Raw genomic sequence first — 17,356 nt, forward strand, 5'->3', positions numbered from 1 at the left:
TTCAGTTGGCTTCGTTGTTCTTCGATTCGCGATTCGCGAATTACAAACAGTCAAATATATAAAATTAAATCGAGAATCGTTTTTTTGAATGCAATTCAACAGCAGTCAACTTTCCGTATCCGGTTTTATCCTTGTAAACACAGCCTGTATCAATATTAATTACCTGCTGTTTGTCTTCAATTTGCTTTTTACAAAAATCAACAGTTATGGGTCTGTGTCCGTGAATTATTGTCTTTTCAACAAGCAATGGATGGGAATATGCAGCCTGACTTTCCCATATCATTGAATAAGTGTCCTGAAATGGATTTGGTATTCTATCATTAAAGCCTGCATGAACAAACAAGAATTCCTCAATAGAATAATAAGTCTGCAGGTTTGTAAAGAATTCAAGGTATTTTTGGGAAATCTCCTTTATCGAATCAATTCCAAAGCTTTTTAGTGTTTCGCCGCCACCATTCTGAATCCATTTAGGCTTGTTCTTTTCATCCTCCAAAGTTTCCAGCAGCAGCATTTCATGATTTCCCAAGAGTGGGACGATGTCAAATCCTTTTTCTTGTAAACTAATGATATAATCTATAACATCTTTGCTGCTTTTTCCTCTGTCAATGTAATCTCCTACCAAAACAAGTTGATCTTCTTTTGTAAGCTGGATTTGGTTTTCAACCAATTCTTTCAATGAATCAAAACAGCCATGTATATCACCGATAGCAAAGAGTCGTTTCATCTGTTTATTATTTGTTTTTCAGTTGCCATATAGCCTGTCCCGAACTTGTTTCGGGAGAACTTACCATGCTGAAATAATCATCCCCCTGTGTGTCAAAATATCCTTGTCATGGACGTTTCATATTACCGGTATAATCAATCTGTTTTTTCAATTTAGTCGTGTCCGTTTCTATTATTTGGCAGGAGAATTTGCTTTGCCCGAAACGATTCTTTTAATTTTAAAGGGACTTTTTTGCTGCGATTCGTAGTAAGTCCGCATTTGTATTTCGGATATGATACCAATGGTAATCAGTTGAATTCCCCCAAGCACCATAAGCAAGGCTAAAATAAGGATGGGTTTCCCCCAAATGTCTTCTCCCATTATTTTAAGACCCAACAAATAAACATTTAGAATGGCTCCGATTGTAAATATCAGAATGCCCAAACCGCCGAAAATATGCATCGGTTTTTGCATGTACCGGGTAAGAAAAACCATTAAAATAAGATCGCTTGCAACTTTAAAGGTTCTTGATAAATTGTACTTCGTTTTTCCAAATTGCCGGGCATGATGTTTCACCGGTATTTGCGTTATGCTTGCTCCGTTCGAGCTGGCAAGAATAGGAATAAACCGGTGCAGTTCTCCATAAAGTCCAAGTTCTTTGGCAATTTCATTTTTGTAAACTTTAAGCGTACAGCCATAGTCTTTTATATCCACTTTAGTGAGTAAACGAATTAGGTAATTGGCAATTTTGCTGGGAATTAACCGCAAAAGCAAGCCATCTTTTCTATTGCTTCGAATTCCTGCTACCAAGTCCCAATCTCCGTCTTCGGCCAATTGCAGCATCATAGGAATATCTGTCGGATCGTTTTGCAAATCCCCGTCAAGGGTGGCAATGTATTCTCCCGTGGCCACCGAAATTCCGGCAGCCAAAGCTGAGCTTTGTCCGTAATTTTTCCGAAGTTGAACCATTACAAAGCGTTCATCATTAATATTCAGAATGTTGTTTCGGGTTGCATCTGTTGAGCCGTCATCTACGAAAATAACTTCATATTCGTAATCGGTTAGTGATTGAATAATTTTCTCGCTTAAAGGAGCAATATTTAGTTCCTCATTGTAAACACAGATAACAAGACTGAGTTTTTTCATGCTTTTAGTTCTTAGTGAATTTATTCTTTAAGAGTACGGTGGTTCTGTTTTCGAAAACATCTTTTTGTTCAAATACTTTTACGGCAAAATCAGAGTAGTTTACATCCCGAAGGCTTTTGCTTGTACTGATAACACAAGCTTTAGGATGATTCTGCAGGAAATCTTTTATACTTTCAATACTTTCCAGCTTTATAACTTTTTGCTTTAGATAAAAAGGGTAGGAGGGATTGAACTTTTTATAGCAGGCAATGGGTTCATCTTTATTGATGTATGGCAGCGACAGGGTGACCGGGTTTTGTTTGGCAATTTGAAAAAAAACAATCTCCGAAAGGAAAAAGGAGAGAAGAATAAAAGAATAGCTGATTAAATGAATCGTGAAATTTAACGCTCTCTTTTTATGGAGTTTCAAAGCAAATCCGGCTCCAACGAGTCCGGGCAAAAGCAGTAATAGCTGTGGTTTTAAATGAGTGTATTGTTTCTCAATATTCAGAGCGAAATAACCTGCTGTAATAATCAGAATGGTAACAATAAACAGAACAATGAGCTCCCATCTGTATGCAAGCTGTTTTTGTTTGGCGAGCAAAGTACCAATAAGAATCGCAAAAAACGGGTAGGCCGGTGCAGTATAATTTGGCAATCGAGTTGACGACAGACTAAAAAACAGGGTGATTGTAAGTCCGGCAACAAGAGCTAACAGCAATACATCCTTCTTTTTATTTCGATAAGCATGCGATAGGGCACGAACCAGAAATATTGAAAAAGGAAACAAACCCATCAGTACAAAACCAGATGCCATTAAAAAGCTTCCTCCATGACCTTCTTTGGTACTGGCAAAGCGTTCCAGATTGTGTTCAAAGAAAAATCCATGCGTCCATGCGCCATGGGTTTCCAGATGGACTAAAATGTACCAGGGTAAAGCTATTGCTGCAAAAATGAGAAGTCCGGATATGGGTTTTAATCTCCAAATGGTTGAAAATTGTAATTTTTGGCTAAACAGTAAGTAGACGAGCATAATGAATCCGGGCAGCAAAACTGCAATAGGACCTTTCGATAAAACGCCCATTGCCAGGCAAATATACATGCCCATTGCAGCGAATCTGTTTTTTTCCTGAAGAGATTCAAAAAACAGGAATAAAGAAGCGGTAAAGAAAAACAGGAGGTATGGATCGGGTACTGCCATGTGAAAGAAAACCCCAAAATGAAGGGAAGATATCAGAACCAATGAACTGAAATAGGCTGATTTAATGCCCAGCCATTTTTTCACAAAAAAGTATGTAATTAGTAAGCTTAAGGCTCCAAAAACGATTGAAAAAAACCGGGCTGACCAGGATGAAACACCAAAAATTTTGTACGACAAAAGCATAAAAAAGTAGTGCAATGGTGGTTTGTCGGTGCGCAATTCATAATTGAATCCGGGAACAATATAATTTCCGCTTTCAAGCATTTCGCGGGCGCACTCAGCATTTTTTGCCTCGTCTAAAATATAAATTGAGCCGCTAATTCCAGCTGTTGCAACAATAACATACAAAAGCAGAATAAGAACAGGGATTTTAATTTTTGGGTGCATACTTAGAAGGAAGCTTCTCATTACTTTTAGGATTTATGGATGGCAATGGAATTTTAATTTTTGTGATAAGAAATGAATATAAGGATGAATTTAATTTGCTGTTTTGAAGCCGGTTTAATTTGGTTTCTACTATCCAAATGAAAAAAGCCGATTCAAGAACACCCAGAATAGCTCCAAAATACACATCGATAAAAAAATGCTGCAAAAGATAAACCCGGGAGATACAAACCAGGCTTGCTATGGTTAAGGACAGGTAACTAAGGAGGGATTTCCGATAAATCCATATGAGCAGGCTTGCGGCAACAAATGCGGTCATTGCGTGTCCCGAAGGGAATGAATTTTTATAGTAAAAATGAATTCCGTTGGGAATGTGAATGTTGGCGACTGATAAATAATGCAACGGACGCATTGAATTTACAAATATCATTTTTTTTAACAGATAGGAAATCAGACCCGAGGATATCAACAGCAGTACACTAAGTATTGCGTAATAGTATTTTTTGAAGAGGAAAACAAAGGCAAGAACCAGGAGTAAGCTGCCATCTCCAAGCAGGGTTATCCAGAAAAAAAACTGATCGAGAAAAGGAGTATGAAGTGCATTAATGAATAAGGAGAATTCAATTTCGGAAAAAGCAGACAGAATATAGCCTCCGTATACAAGTAAGAGGCAGAAAATGAGTGAGCTGTAAATTATCTGTTTTGAAATAATTCTCATAAGACAAAGTGTTTTTCTACTTATGATATAAGTTGTTTGTTAGCGTTATTGAAGTAGTAAATTCGCCCAGGCTTTTCTTCTGTATTAAGCGAACATATCTTAAAATGAATCTGTTTACATACAAGTTATTGCTTTTATTTGTTAAATAACCTAACTTGAAAATACTTTTTTCTATCTAATTTATTTTCTGTCATTTTGTTTGGTTCCAAATAAACAAGTAATTTCCAGATGCTTGGATAAAAAATACTTCTGTAGAAATAAGATAAACTTCAAATTTTCTTTAGGCTTTCGGATTACATTTAGTTCCTAAATTGAGCAATTGGAATCTGCACTCTTAAAATAGTTGAGTTGGAGTAGAAGGATTCATTAACCTAAATTATAAAAGAATTATGCGATTCTATTTCCTTATTATTTTTCTTCTTCCTCTTCAGGTTCTAGCCAACTATTCGGTAATAGATTCTTTGAATGCAAAGTCCAATGATAAATATGAGTACGGCTTGAACATCAAAAAAACAATTATTCCGGTTTCTTTAGTATTTGTTGGTGTAATTGGTTTTGAAAGTGATGGTTTTGAGATCTTTAATGAGGAGATTCAGGAGGAAGTGGCCGAGAATATTGACAGGCGTTTTACGATTGATGATTTTATGCAGTATGCTCCGGCAGGTGTGGTTTATGCGAATAACTTACTGGGAGTAAAAGGAAAACACAGCTTTTCAAATCAGTTGTTACTACAAGGAACTTCTTTATTTATTATGGGAGCGGTAGTTAATACTTTAAAATATACAGCAAAAGAGGAGAGGCCCGATCATTCCGGATTTACATCTTTTCCGTCGGGACATACGGCTATGGCTTTTGTGAATGCAGAACTCCTTTGGCAGGAATATAAAGATGTTTCAGTTTGGTATGGAATTGCAGGATATTCTATGGCAGCTTCAGTTGGGATATTTAGAGTTGTGAATAACAAGCATTGGGTGACTGATATTGCGGCAGGAGCAGGAATTGGAATACTAAGTACAAAAATATCCTATCTGATTTATGAAAAAATACTTACCAGAAAAAAGAACAGAAAACAAACTGCTCTGATGATACCATTTTACAATACAAAGCAACTTGGTCTTAGCTGTTCAATTACATTTTAAGAATTTAAACGATGATTAAATTCTAAATTTCCTGTAAAATTTACAAATGTTCTCCAGGTGGCATCTCTGTCCATTGTACGATGTTCAAGTTTTTCTCTGCCCATTCTTTTGGGGGGTAATAATATGTCTTCTCAAAGTTTAATTCCAAATCTTTTATAACTTTTCATTGATTGTCGTTGTAATCCGCAAGCTTGCCACTACTATTCAGTGGAGTTTATTTCTTCTTCAAATGAGTCAGTAACAAATATATTCCGCATATTATCTCTAAAGCAACCAAAACAACTGTATACCAATTAATTTGTGATGATATAAATATTGCGGTTGGTCCATCTATTCCTCCAATAATTCCAATTGCTCCTGCTTCTTGTTTTGTAAATAAATCAATCATATCTCGAAAAGGAAAAATATATGATATGATTAGCAGCGAATTAATAATGAACAATATCCAAATAACATTGCCTGTTTTAAAGTGTATTTTATTCATATTCTGTTTCATATTTGTTTTTTTGCTATTCTCAGAGTTTAATTCCAAATCTTTCATATGTAAACGTTCCGCTTCCGTGTTTTAATTTTCCGTTTTTGTACAATTCAGTAAAAGCCTTGTCCATATCTTTTATAATCGGCAAGGGGACATTTTGGCAATGTGTGTGGCTGTGAAGCGTTGGCATTAAATTTCAAGATATGATATAGCTTCAAATATTTTCAATTTTATTTCTTCATTAATCTCAGGCTCATTAATTACCGAGCTTATTACTTCAAATAGTAAATCTTTGTCAATTGCTCCTGATGCTACGTGATAACTAATGTTTTCCATTTCTCTGATAAATCTTGAAACAATAAAAACGTATCCGTTTATCAACAAGAAATGTGCTCCTAATGCAATTGCAATCCGTTTATTTCCATCGCTAAAACAATGAAATTTGTTTGAACAGAAAAACAAATGTGTCAACTTATCCACAAAATCGGGATAATACTCATCGTTCTGAATATGGTCTAAGACACTTTCAAGTTTGCCAATGTCAAGAATGCCGTCATCACCACCGCCACTAACTTCGACAGTTTTTCGATGAATTTCTTTTGCTTGTTCTATGTTGATATAAAACAACCTCATTCTCTTTCTTTTAGGCGTTTGAATACGTCTTTTGCTTCTTCAAGCCTTTCAGCAAGTTCTTTACTTTTCTCGCCAATGAAACGTTCGAAATCTTCTGCCGGTAATGCTCCAACGTATTCTTCGAGTTGTTGATGCAATACATCTCTAAATGCCAAATCACGACTTGCCATTTTCCGCCTTGCTTTCTCAATCAATGGAACCCATAAAGGTAACTGCTCAAATGCTGAGAACAAGTTGTCAAGTTCGAAACTTGTAAGCTTTCTACCAAGTTTATTGTAACGTTCTTCAATCAGTTTAGCTAAACCAAATTCGTAGCTCGAAATAAGGTCTAAAACCTCGCTATACAAGGTTTCCCGAACATTATCTTTTTCGCTAAGTTTTAAAATCTGGCGATATTCGCTTGCGTGTTCTTTAAATATTGATTGATAAATTTTATTTGTATAGATAGCATATTTTGCATTACCCATTGCAATGTAATTGCTCAAAGCATCGGTAAATTCTTTTCGGTAACTTTCTTCTTTGTAGTAGCTTAGTATAAAATCGCCATCACGCTGATTTATATATTTTGTACTTCCACCGGTTCGTTTGTTTATAGTATCAAGTACAATATCGAGAACAACACCTCTAAGCGTTTTTGCTTTTTCACTCTCAGTCAGCAACATACCGAGGTTTAAGAACGCTCGAAAATTAAAAAGTCCTAAATTTGCAGTCGACTGAGCGACATTTATGTCGGTCACCTCAATATCTTTGACCAGTAACTTAAACTCTTTCAATCGTTTACCTTTTAAAACCTCGTAACCATTTACCTTTAATTCCTTTTCATGAATTTCAAGATAACGCTCAACGGTTCGTTCATCGATTTCGAAAAATGATGCAATCTGATTTTTTAAAAAACGAAACTGATTTTCAAACACAATTCCTTCAATTCCTACAGCATTCTGAATTTCTTCAATAGCATAGGTATTGTTTAATATATTTTGCCGAGCTACGGTCGAGTTTGTAAGGTTTTTCATTCTAACTAAATGCCATAATTAATTCTAAAAGTTCACAATTTACTACTTTCTTTTCAACGAAGTGTGTGGGATAGCAAAAAACAGCTCTTTTGTATGCTGAAGCATCGGCTCATGTGTTGGGGCTTGCGAATGTGCTGTTTTGTGGGGTGGCTGTTTCATTTTTCTTTTTTTCTCACTGCAAAATTACCACTGTCGTTTCTCTTTTTTAGGCTTCCGACTAACGGCAGTTTGTCTAAAAACTCATTTGACTACCCATTTAGGATTTAAATATAGCGGTTTTAGGGATACTTAACCAGTACAAACGCTTTAAGCGCAGCAAAGTGAAAGCTGTGAAATGGTTAAGGCATATTTGTAATTGCTATCTCAATCTATTTTATCATTGGACATTGGATTATCAGTTAACCTAAGATTGAATTGACTGCATAATAAGAGCCATATGAATTGAGAGATTTGTTGCCCGTCCCGATTTTTTCGGGATACGGTTCTGTGAGCAGTTAGGGATGAATTGAAAATCGACGAAGTCAAATTCCCCTAGCTTACTCGACTAGGCACTGGCATTTTATTCATTTCCAATCACTTTTAGATTGATGTTTCCTTCTTTCTTTAGATGATTAGCTGTAACTCCCAATAAATTTAAAATCCCGTCAGTTGCACTGGTTTTAGATAAACCTGGCTGAACAATATAAATTTCAAAATTAATTGGTTTTGTTCTCTTTACTAAATCTAAGAGTTTATCTAGTTCTTCAATCGTTCCTTTTTTTAATCTTGTTTGATTTACTTTATTCTTCTTGAATTCTCTTTTTATTAAATGGTCAAAAAACTCTTTATTTTCTTTGTATTTCCATACTAAAGACTTTTGTGCTTGACCACAGACCTCATAAAAATTCTTGATTTGATTTGATATCCTTCCCTCAATTGCAAACTTTAAATGATATAACCCAACTTCAATGCTTTCTTCTAAATTTTTAATTGTAATAATGTCAGCAATTTCTCCACTATCATCATCATTATAGATAATATCAAAATCTCCCAATAATAATTTTTGAATACAGAAGTATTGAATTGAGTCAGTTCTTATATTATCAAATTTTTCAGATTCTTTATTTAAACTCACTCCATCCCAATTCCAATCCATAATATCATCCTTTGGGAACAATAAGATTTCTTCATTGAATTTCACATATTCATACCCTTGCAAGTATGAACCATCAGAAAACCAATACATCGGAGGATATTGATTGAAAAATTCTTCAATATTTTGGAATATTTTAGAGCCAAATCTTACAATTGCATTATTGCCTGAGACTTTGCTTATGTTATAATCATAATACTCTTCTCCATTGCGCTCCTGCATAGAAAGCTCTTGTCTAAAAGTTATTATATCACCATTCTCTGTTTTTATGAAAAATTTTAAGTCGTCATTAAGAGTTGGCTCAAATACATTAATTTCTAAAGTTGATAAATCAAATTCATTATTCTGTATTTTAATTATTGTTGTGTTTTCGGTCTCTTTATAAATGGCACTATGCCAATCTGCTGAGATTGGGAATAAATTTTCAGGTCTAGAAGCCAGTTTTCGAGGCTTAATAGTGTTCTGCAATAGTATATTTTCAGGGTCAATATCGGGATTAAACAGCTTAATACTTGCCTTATCACACCAATCTATAAATTCATTAATTGTTCCTCTTGAGTAAGACCATATCCTACCTTTTCTAGAACAACCCATTGATGTGACATCACCCTCTTCGAATCCAACACCAAATACGTTGTTATTTACACCCGATTTTTCTTCTATTTCAGAAAGAGCATCTTGTACACCTTTTCCATAATAAGATTGAAAGGTTATATCTTTTCCTAGACCTCTTCTTAATCCAACATTAAATAGTTTGACTCTGTCCAAATTATAAAATGTTTTAAAAACGTTCTCATCCTTAACAAGTGATGCATCTTCACCAATTATTGCTTTTGCCAATTCTTTAAATTCACTTCCTTTTTCAGATGAATGGATAAATAACGCATTCTTACTTTGCTCCCAATAAATGATGAAGATGTCCCAAACTATATTATAAACATCTTTAAAATTCCCCCAATCAACATTCTTTTTCGAGCCTAAAAAGATTACTAAGGTTTTTTTTCTGCTATTTACATCGTAGAATTTATAATCGTAATTTTCATAACCTTTAATTCCTTTCGTAAAGTTGCTCGGGAACCATTCATCTGTGTGGTTTTTATATACAACTGCACTAAAAGCAGGTTTAATATCCTGATATGGAATTATTGATTCTTCAATATTTTGAAAATCTGACAAGAATTCCTGTAAATCAATTTGTTCCTGTGTTGCTTGTTGACTAAGCGAAGGTAAAATACTATTCCAATTTGATTCTTTAACGTACAAAAGACTTAATTCATCTTCAATTTTTGGTTGATATAGATTAGCAATAAAACTTGCATTACCAAGGTTTGTATCTCTACTTGTACGTGTAAATCGACCTGCAAATTGCAAGGTTATTGGAAGGCTTTTACGAATATCATGAAATGCAGCAATTTTCAGTTCAGGTAAATCAAAACCTTCTCCAAGCATATCAACACAGACAATAATCTTATGTTCCTTATTTAGAATTCTGCTTTTTATCTCATTTTTTCCATTAACCGAAGAATGTATCATTACAGGATTCAATTCATCGTACTTAGAATAAATTTCAAAGACTTCTGCTGCCCGATTCTTATCTTCACATCTTGCCATCAGTATATGGTCAAACCCATTTCTTATATCTTCTCTGAGTTTATATACAGCTGTTTCCGCTATCTTATTGTCTGAAGATATTTTATCATATTCGCGAATGGGAATGAAGTCAATGGTTTTAAAATATCCTTGTTCCTGAGCTTCCTGCAATGAGAAATTATAGATGGTTTTTCCGTCCAATAACTGTCCATCATTACGATAAGGAGTAGCTGTAAACTGAACAACCTTCTTTTTATCAAATCTTTTTATGAACTTGTCCCAATTACCAGCTTTTGAATGATGTGCTTCATCCACAAACAAATGAGAACATAGACCTGCTACTTCTGACTGGAAAAAAGGCGTCAAACTTTTTGTTAGTAAATCCATTGTTGAAACAACAACGTTACATTGGTCGAAAAAATCCTTTAACTCTTCGATTGAATTAAAACCTGTATTTAAAACTCCCACTTTAGGGAATCTTGCAGAAGGTTTTAGAATTGAAACTCCATTTGAATCCTTTAATTTCAACAATCCAAGATTATAGAATTTTTGGGATAATTGAGCGCGTAATGAATCTGATGGAACCGTAACTAAAAGTTTTTCACACTGATTAGCAACCAATGTTGATAGCATTGTTTCAGTTTTTCCAGTTCCTGTTGGAAGAACAATAGTTGCAATATCTTTTGCATTTGTTAAATGTCCAAGAATTGAAAATATTGCACCAACTTGTGGTTTTCTTAAACCCAAAATATTATTGGTTTGGTCTTCTTTTTTAAAGGTGAAAGTATCTTTCCAACTTGTTAGAATTTCTAAAGGATTATATTCCCTAATTTCAGGATGTTTTAACCATTTAATAGCTGAAATATTTCCATTTGTAATATCTTCTCTTTTAAATTTTTGAATTAAAACTATATAGGTCTTATCTTCTGGAATATTCTTTTTGTTGGAGGTGATAAAGTATTCTGTATCATTCTGAGTTTTTAAAATAAAAGATGTCCTTTCAATTGATTTTGCATCTCCATCTACTATAGACTTTTCCTTGACAAAATGAAGAATGTGATTCTTTTTTGTTTTAGTTCCTATCTTTCTAATAGAATGAATTTCGGGTAGTTTTAGTTCCATAATAATTGGTTTGCAGTTTTTTCTTTATGCTTGCAGCTAACTTATTATATGTGCACAGGTGACTTATTTCTACTGTATCAAATAAAAAAGGTGCACAATACATACCCATATGGCATGTATTGTGCACCTTTTAGTTAAGTCTTGTTCCATAGTTCATCAAGAGGATTCACATTCTGTAGTTTTTCACAGTCACCACTAAAAGTAAGCATAAAATAAAAATAGGAAAGCAGGTTCGCTTATTCATTATCAATATAAATAGTGAAGGAAGGATTCGCAGTCAGGGGGTTGTGCTTTGTGTTGCCTGCCTGGCTTTATTAAGGAAAATTGATTTATTAAGGATTTAGTGTTGTTAGTCAGGAATAAATGTCTGTTTATGTGCTGTGAGCTGTTGTGGTGAATTTTTGAGAATCTGATAAATTTAACATTTTTTACATTTTCCCTTAAAGCCCAGTAAACAGAAAGCATGCCATGGGTTGATGTGCTATTGTTAGCATAAAAATGGATCTGTTTTACCAATTATGGTTTTGATATGTGGGGATAATTGAATAGTTTCAATCTGTTTTTGTTACGTGGAGAGGGGGTTTGGCAACAAATAGCCACCTTTTAACAATACAAAAAAAACAGGCAACCCATTGGCCGAGCATCTTCAACTTTTGCGGGTAGGAAATGCAGCCAACGGGCCCTGTCCCTTTTATATAATTTTTTCAAATTATGACACTAAGGTACGGATTAATTCCAAATCATCTTACCGATGATCCTGATGATTACATGGGCATGGTAACCGATAACGAAACGGTTACTACCGAGCAGATTGTTGAGCAAATGATTGGCAAAGGCTCTACCGTAACCAAGGCTGAGGCCTTATCGGTAATCGAAGAATTTAATTATGCTGTGGTGCAGGCCGTGGCCGGAGGCAACAACGTAAACACCGAGCTGTTTAAGGTGTATCCGAGTATTTCGGGGGTGTTTGTTAATCAGAGCGATAGTTTCGATAAATCACGCCATTCTATTCGTTTGAAGCTGAATGCCGGCAGTCGTTTGTCCGAAGCGGTTGGGAATATTGAATTGCGCAAGGTAGAAATATCTGTGGCACAGCCGGTGATTCAACAGTTCACCGATTTAAAAACCAAAGCCGTAAACGAGACCTTTAGTCCGGGTCAGATTGCTTCCCTAAAAGGATCGCTTTTAAAATTCGATGAGGAAGATGCCGATCAGGGAATCTTTTTTATTTCCGGCGATGGTGTGGTAACCAAAGTTGCTGATGTGGTAAAAAACAAACCCTCTGAATTGTTGTTTTTTGTACCTGAAGTCTTAAAGAGAGGTAGTTTTCAGGTAGAGGTGAGAGTAATTTTTAAGAACTATAAGAGTATGAGATCAGGTCGTTTTTTAACAGATTTGGTTCCTGTAGGTTCGGGAGATTAAGTTGTGCGGTTTTACGGTGAAATTGTATTCAGGAGTCGATTCAAACGAATCGGCTCTTGTTTTTTCACGACTGTTATGGTCGTAGCACCACGACCGTTGTAGTCGTAGCACCACGACCGTTGTAGTCGTAGTACCACGACTGTTGTAGTCGTAGTACCACGACTGTTGTGGTCGTAGTAGCACGACCGTTGTGGTCGTGGATATGGAAAAGGAAATGTTGGTTTGTGATCTTGTACAAATTGACGAATTTAGTCCCTGTTTTTATGTCATCTTGAGCTGGTCGAAACCTCATTTTTAATGAAGTGGATTCTTCGCCCCGAGCCATCTGGATTACTCAGAATGACAATTATGCATCAATTATCACACAAAAAAAGGACACGCCATGGCGTGTCCCTACGGTAAGGTATATTGTATTTTATATCCCCAACAACAATGAATCCGGATCTTTGCCTCCGAACAGCATTTTCTGAGGATTCTCAATCATCTCTTTAATCTTTACCAAAAATCCAACTGAATCTTTTCCATCAATTACCCGGTGATCGTAGGATAGGGCGATGTACATCATCGGGCGGATTTCCACCTTGCCGTTTACAGCAACGGGGCGTTCCACAATATTGTGCATGCCCAGAATACCCGATTGCGGCGGATTGATAATTGGAGTACTCAACAGCGAACCAAACACGCCGCCATTGGTAATGGTAAAAGTGCCGCCGGTCATTTCGTCCAGACTAATTTTACCCGAACGGGCTTTGTTGGCCAAATTCATCAATTCTTTTTCTATTTCGGCTAAACCCAAGGTTTCGATGTTTCGGATGACCGGAACCATCAAACCTTTTGGTGTTTGCACTGCAATGGCAATATCTGTGTATTCAGGACTTATAATTTCCTCACCATCCATCATCGAATTTACCGCAGGGTGCAGTTGCAAAGCCTCCGAAGCTGCTTTGGTAAAGAAGGACATAAAGCCCAGTTTAATATCGTGGGTTTCTACAAATTTCTTTTGATACTTGCTGCGCAATGCCATTACTGCACTCATGTCAACTTCATTAAAAGTAGTCAGCATGGCCGTTTCATTTTTTACGGAAACCAAACGGGTGGCCAGTTTTTTCCGAAGATTCGACATTTTTGTGCGTTTCACTTCTCTCGAAATGCTTTTGCTTTGCGCCGGAATTGCTGCCTGACTGCCCGGATTACTGACCACGGCCTGAATGTCTTTTTTCGACAAACGTTGAATGCCGGCAATTACATCATCAACCGAAAGGTGATTTTCTTCCATTAGTTTTTTAGCAATGGGCGAAATCTTAACATCCTTGTACGTTTCAGAATTTGTTGACTTAGATGCGGCAACAACTGCAGGAGCTTTTTTTTCAGCAGGAACTTCTTCTTTTTTAGCTTCCTTAGGAGCAGAGGAAGCAGATGCTTCTCCGGCAAAGCTTGTGTCTATGCTGCAGGCAACCGATCCAACAGCAACTGTATCGCCTTCCTGCGCCATAATCTTAATTTTACCACCTTCATCAGCAATAAGAGTCAGAGTGGCTTTATCCGATTCAATTTCTGCAATTTCCTGATCCTTTTCAACAATGTCACCATCTGCTACAAACCAGTTGGCTATTTCTACTTCGGAAATGGATTCTCCGGGACTAGGTATTTTTATTTCGATCATCTTTATTGTGTTATTGTTTTGTCATCGGGTAAAAGCAACTAAACCTGTTGCATGTCTTTATATTTTGTTCTTTTTTCTTTGATCCTTTGTACTTTAATCCTTTTTACTTGAGTACTTTTCACTTGGGTCTTTTGATTTACATTAGCAGCTTACTTTTCTTCTCTTCGAAATATTCGTGCTGAACAAGGATGTCTGCATGAGAACTGCCTTCCACACATTGTAATCCGCAATATTTCAATTTTAGATCGCAATTGCATTTTCGAAATACTTTGTTAATGATTTCGTTTTGCCCTGCCAGGTGAATTTTATTCAATCCGGTTGCCGGACTGCCGCTGGCCTGACGTGCTACAGGAACCAATTTAATATCTTTGTTTTTAAAGTTGTAGTTGATAAACTGCCAGGCGCCCATGTTTTCCGGTTCTTCCTGAACCCATAAATGAAGAAGGGCATTTGGATATCGATTCAAAATCTGATCAATCTGTTTATCAGGAAACGGATACAGCTGTTCCACTCGAACCAAGGCAATATCCTGAGCAAACAGTTCCTCTTTTCGGGTCAGCAAATCGTAATAGATCTTTCCGGAACAGAATACAACACGGCGAACTTCCTCAGCAATTATATTGTTGTCGTCAATCACTTCCTGAAACTGACCATTGGCCATGTCATCCATTTTCGAAACACATTTTGCATGGCGAAGCAGACTTTTTGGCGTAAAGCAAATTAACGGAACCCGTATGTCACGTTTCACTTGTCTTCGTAACATGTGAAACAGGTTTGCAGGTGTAGTCGGGTTGATAATCTGCATGTTGTTGTTGGCGCATAGAGTAAGAAACCGCTCCATTCTTGCGCTCGAATGTTCTGCACCTTGTCCTTCATATCCATGAGGCAGATACATCACCAAGCCATTTTTTATGCCCCACTTGTCTTCGGCAGCACTAATGTACTGGTCGATAACCGCCTGAGCCACATTATGAAAATCGCCAAACTGAGCTTCCCAAATGGTCAAGCCTGATGGATGTGCCAAGGCATATCCGTATTCAAATGCAAGTACACCATATTCGCTAAGCAATGAATTGTAGATATGGAAAGGGGCTTGCTTGCCGCTGATATTTTTCAGAGGGAAATACTTCTCGTCTGAGTTCTCAATCACCAAAGCTGCATGCCGGTGCGAAAAAGTACCTCTTTCCGAATCCTGTCCGCTTACACGAACACTGTTTCCTTCTTCCAGCAGACTGGAATAGGCAAGCAGTTCTCCCATGGCCCAATCCAATTCATCATTCGCGATCATGTTTTTGCGATCGGTCATTAGCTTCCCAATCTTTTTGAAGAAAGTAAGGTCGCCGGGCAAATTGGTAATGTTTCCGGCCAGCTCAAGCAAAGTCTTTTTCGCAACTCCTGTTTTAGGAGAAGATTCAAAATCTTCCTGGGTTGAGTATCGGATGTTTTTATAATAATCCTCCAGAAAAGGCTGTATAATTACCTTCTTAAATGTTTTGGATAATTCAAAATCTTTATCTAAAAGTTCGTTGTATTCGGAGTTAATCGTTGTAATTTCTTCTTTGGTATAAATTCCTTTTCCAATCAGGAATTCGGCATAAATATCCCGTGGGTTTTTATGTTTGGCGATTTCTTTGTACAGAATTGGTTGGGTAAAACGAGGTTCATCCCCTTCGTTATGGCCAAATTTCCGGTACGAAAGAATATCTATGAAAACATCAGAATTAAATTCCTGACGGTATTCCATAGCCAGCTTGATCGTGAAAATCAAAGCTTCCACATCATCACCATTTACATGAAACACAGGAGAACGGGTTACCTTTGCCACGTCGGTACAATAAGTACTCGATCGGGCATCCAGGTAATTGGTTGTGAAACCTACCTGATTGTTAATGACCAAATGGATGGTTCCTCCGGTTTTATATCCGGTTAACTGCGACATCTGAACTGTTTCGTACACAATTCCCTGTGCGGCAATCGCTGCATCACCATGAATGATAACAGGAACCAATTTGTCCTGATCGCCGGCGTAGTCGTTATCAATTTTCGAGCGTGAAATTCCTTCAACAACAGCACCAACGGTCTCCAAATGAGAAGGGTTGGGTGCCAAATGAAGTTTCACGTTACTGCCATCATCTGTTTTTACCGTATTTCCATATCCCAGGTGATATTTTACATCCCCCAAAGCAATGTCTTCTTCGAATTCTTCGCCCATAAATTCTTTGAAAATATTGGCGTAAGGTTTCTCTAAAATATTGGCCAGTACATTTAATCTTCCCCGGTGAGCCATTCCGAAAATGAACTCCTGAACACCAAGCTCAGCACCGCGTTCAATCATGGCATCCAAAGCAGGAATTAAGGTTTCTGTTCCTTCGAGGGAAAAGCGTTTTTGACCGACAAATTTTTTGTGGATATAGTTTTCGAAACCAACGGCAAGCTTTAAATGATAGTAGATGTGTTTGCGTTGCTCATGGTTAAAATCCGGAGTGTTTTTAGTGCCTTCCATCTTGTTCTGCAGCCATCGCATCATTTGAGGATGACGTACAAAAACATATTCTGCACCTATCGATTTGCAGTACGTTTCCTGCAAATGGGAGACAATATCTTTTAATTTGGAAGCACCCAATCCTATTTCAGTGCCGGCATGGAAAACAGTTTCTAAATCTGATTCTGACAGATCAAAGTTTTCGACGTCGAGTGTTGGGAAATATTTCCGTCGGGTCCGAACCGGATTTGTCTTGGTAAAAAGATGTCCGCGCTGACGATAGGCATGAATCAGATTCATAACATTGAATTCTTTACTCGTCGTATTTGCGGCAGGAATATTTTCGTTGGCCGTTTGTTCCTTAATTGGAAATTTGGCTGTTGCAAAATCAAATCCCCGAAAAAATTGTCTCCAGCTTTCTTCAACAGATTCAGGATCATTCTTATAGGATTGGTAAAGTTGGTCGATAGATTCGATTTCACTGTTACCTAAAAAGCTAAATTTATCCATGTAATTGTTCGTTGTACTTAGTCTGATTATCGTTGTTACTT

At 36.8% G+C, this 17,356-nt stretch carries 12 protein-coding genes; 2 read left to right on the plus strand and 10 right to left on the minus strand.

The window, feature by feature from the left end:
• Positions 1–64 precede the first annotated feature (64 nt).
• The 4 genes from ACHZAX_RS03940 to ACHZAX_RS03955 form a co-directional block, all read right to left on the minus strand.
• Positions 65–724 carry a metallophosphoesterase family protein gene (locus ACHZAX_RS03940; protein ID WP_320018094.1) on the minus strand — a complete coding sequence of 220 codons (660 nt, stop codon included), beginning with the start codon at positions 722–724 and terminating at the stop codon, positions 65–67.
• A 171-nt stretch (positions 725–895) separates the two neighbouring features.
• Positions 896–1,849, minus strand: a complete 954-nt coding sequence (locus tag ACHZAX_RS03945) for a glycosyltransferase family 2 protein (protein WP_320018095.1) — start codon at positions 1,847–1,849, stop codon at positions 896–898.
• 4 nt (positions 1,850–1,853) lie between these two features.
• Positions 1,854–3,437, minus strand: coding sequence for an ArnT family glycosyltransferase (locus ACHZAX_RS03950; RefSeq protein WP_320018096.1), 1,584 nt, complete (start codon positions 3,435–3,437; stop codon positions 1,854–1,856).
• On the minus strand, positions 3,400–4,131 hold the full coding sequence (locus ACHZAX_RS03955) for a phosphatase PAP2 family protein (RefSeq protein ID WP_320018097.1): 732 nt from the start codon (positions 4,129–4,131) through the stop codon (positions 3,400–3,402). Before ACHZAX_RS03955 ends, ACHZAX_RS03950 begins: the two co-directional genes overlap by 38 nt.
• 389 nt (positions 4,132–4,520) lie before the next feature.
• On the opposite strand from ACHZAX_RS03955, the gene ACHZAX_RS03960 reads away from it, so the two are divergent.
• A complete protein-coding gene (locus ACHZAX_RS03960) occupies positions 4,521–5,270 on the plus strand; it encodes a phosphatase PAP2 family protein (RefSeq protein WP_320018098.1) in 750 nt (249 codons plus the stop codon).
• A 214-nt stretch (positions 5,271–5,484) separates the two neighbouring features.
• On the opposite strand, the gene ACHZAX_RS03965 is transcribed toward ACHZAX_RS03960, so the two are convergent.
• The 4 genes from ACHZAX_RS03965 to ACHZAX_RS03980 form a co-directional block, all read right to left on the minus strand.
• A complete protein-coding gene (locus tag ACHZAX_RS03965) occupies positions 5,485–5,811 on the minus strand; it encodes a sodium ion-translocating decarboxylase subunit beta (RefSeq protein WP_320018099.1) in 327 nt (108 codons plus the stop codon).
• Between the two features lie 126 nt (positions 5,812–5,937).
• Positions 5,938–6,381 carry a type II toxin-antitoxin system death-on-curing family toxin gene (locus ACHZAX_RS03970; RefSeq protein ID WP_320018100.1) on the minus strand — a complete coding sequence of 148 codons (444 nt, stop codon included), beginning with the start codon at positions 6,379–6,381 and terminating at the stop codon, positions 5,938–5,940.
• Complete coding sequence (locus ACHZAX_RS03975) at positions 6,378–7,394, minus strand: DNA-binding protein (RefSeq protein WP_320018101.1); 1,017 nt, start codon at positions 7,392–7,394, stop codon at positions 6,378–6,380. The genes ACHZAX_RS03970 and ACHZAX_RS03975 overlap by 4 nt, the downstream gene beginning before the upstream one ends.
• A 559-nt stretch (positions 7,395–7,953) precedes the next feature.
• A complete protein-coding gene (locus ACHZAX_RS03980) occupies positions 7,954–11,238 on the minus strand; it encodes a DEAD/DEAH box helicase (RefSeq protein WP_320018102.1) in 3,285 nt (1,094 codons plus the stop codon).
• 711 nt (positions 11,239–11,949) lie between these two features.
• On the opposite strand from ACHZAX_RS03980, the gene ACHZAX_RS03985 reads away from it, so the two are divergent.
• A complete protein-coding gene (locus ACHZAX_RS03985; protein WP_320018103.1) occupies positions 11,950–12,660 on the plus strand; it encodes a DNA-binding domain-containing protein in 711 nt (236 codons plus the stop codon).
• 415 nt (positions 12,661–13,075) lie between these two features.
• On the opposite strand, the gene odhB is transcribed toward ACHZAX_RS03985, so the two are convergent.
• Positions 13,076–14,323, minus strand: coding sequence for a 2-oxoglutarate dehydrogenase complex dihydrolipoyllysine-residue succinyltransferase (gene odhB / locus ACHZAX_RS03990; protein WP_320018104.1), 1,248 nt, complete (start codon positions 14,321–14,323; stop codon positions 13,076–13,078).
• A 136-nt stretch (positions 14,324–14,459) separates the two neighbouring features.
• Positions 14,460–17,315: a 2-oxoglutarate dehydrogenase E1 component gene (locus ACHZAX_RS03995; RefSeq protein ID WP_320018105.1), complete on the minus strand. Its 2,856-nt coding sequence runs from the start codon at positions 17,313–17,315 to the stop codon at positions 14,460–14,462.
• Positions 17,316–17,356: the final 41 nt, after the last annotated feature.

Source organism: Labilibaculum manganireducens (genome assembly GCF_963665805.2).
GTDB lineage: Bacteria > Bacteroidota > Bacteroidia > Bacteroidales > Marinifilaceae > Labilibaculum > Labilibaculum manganireducens.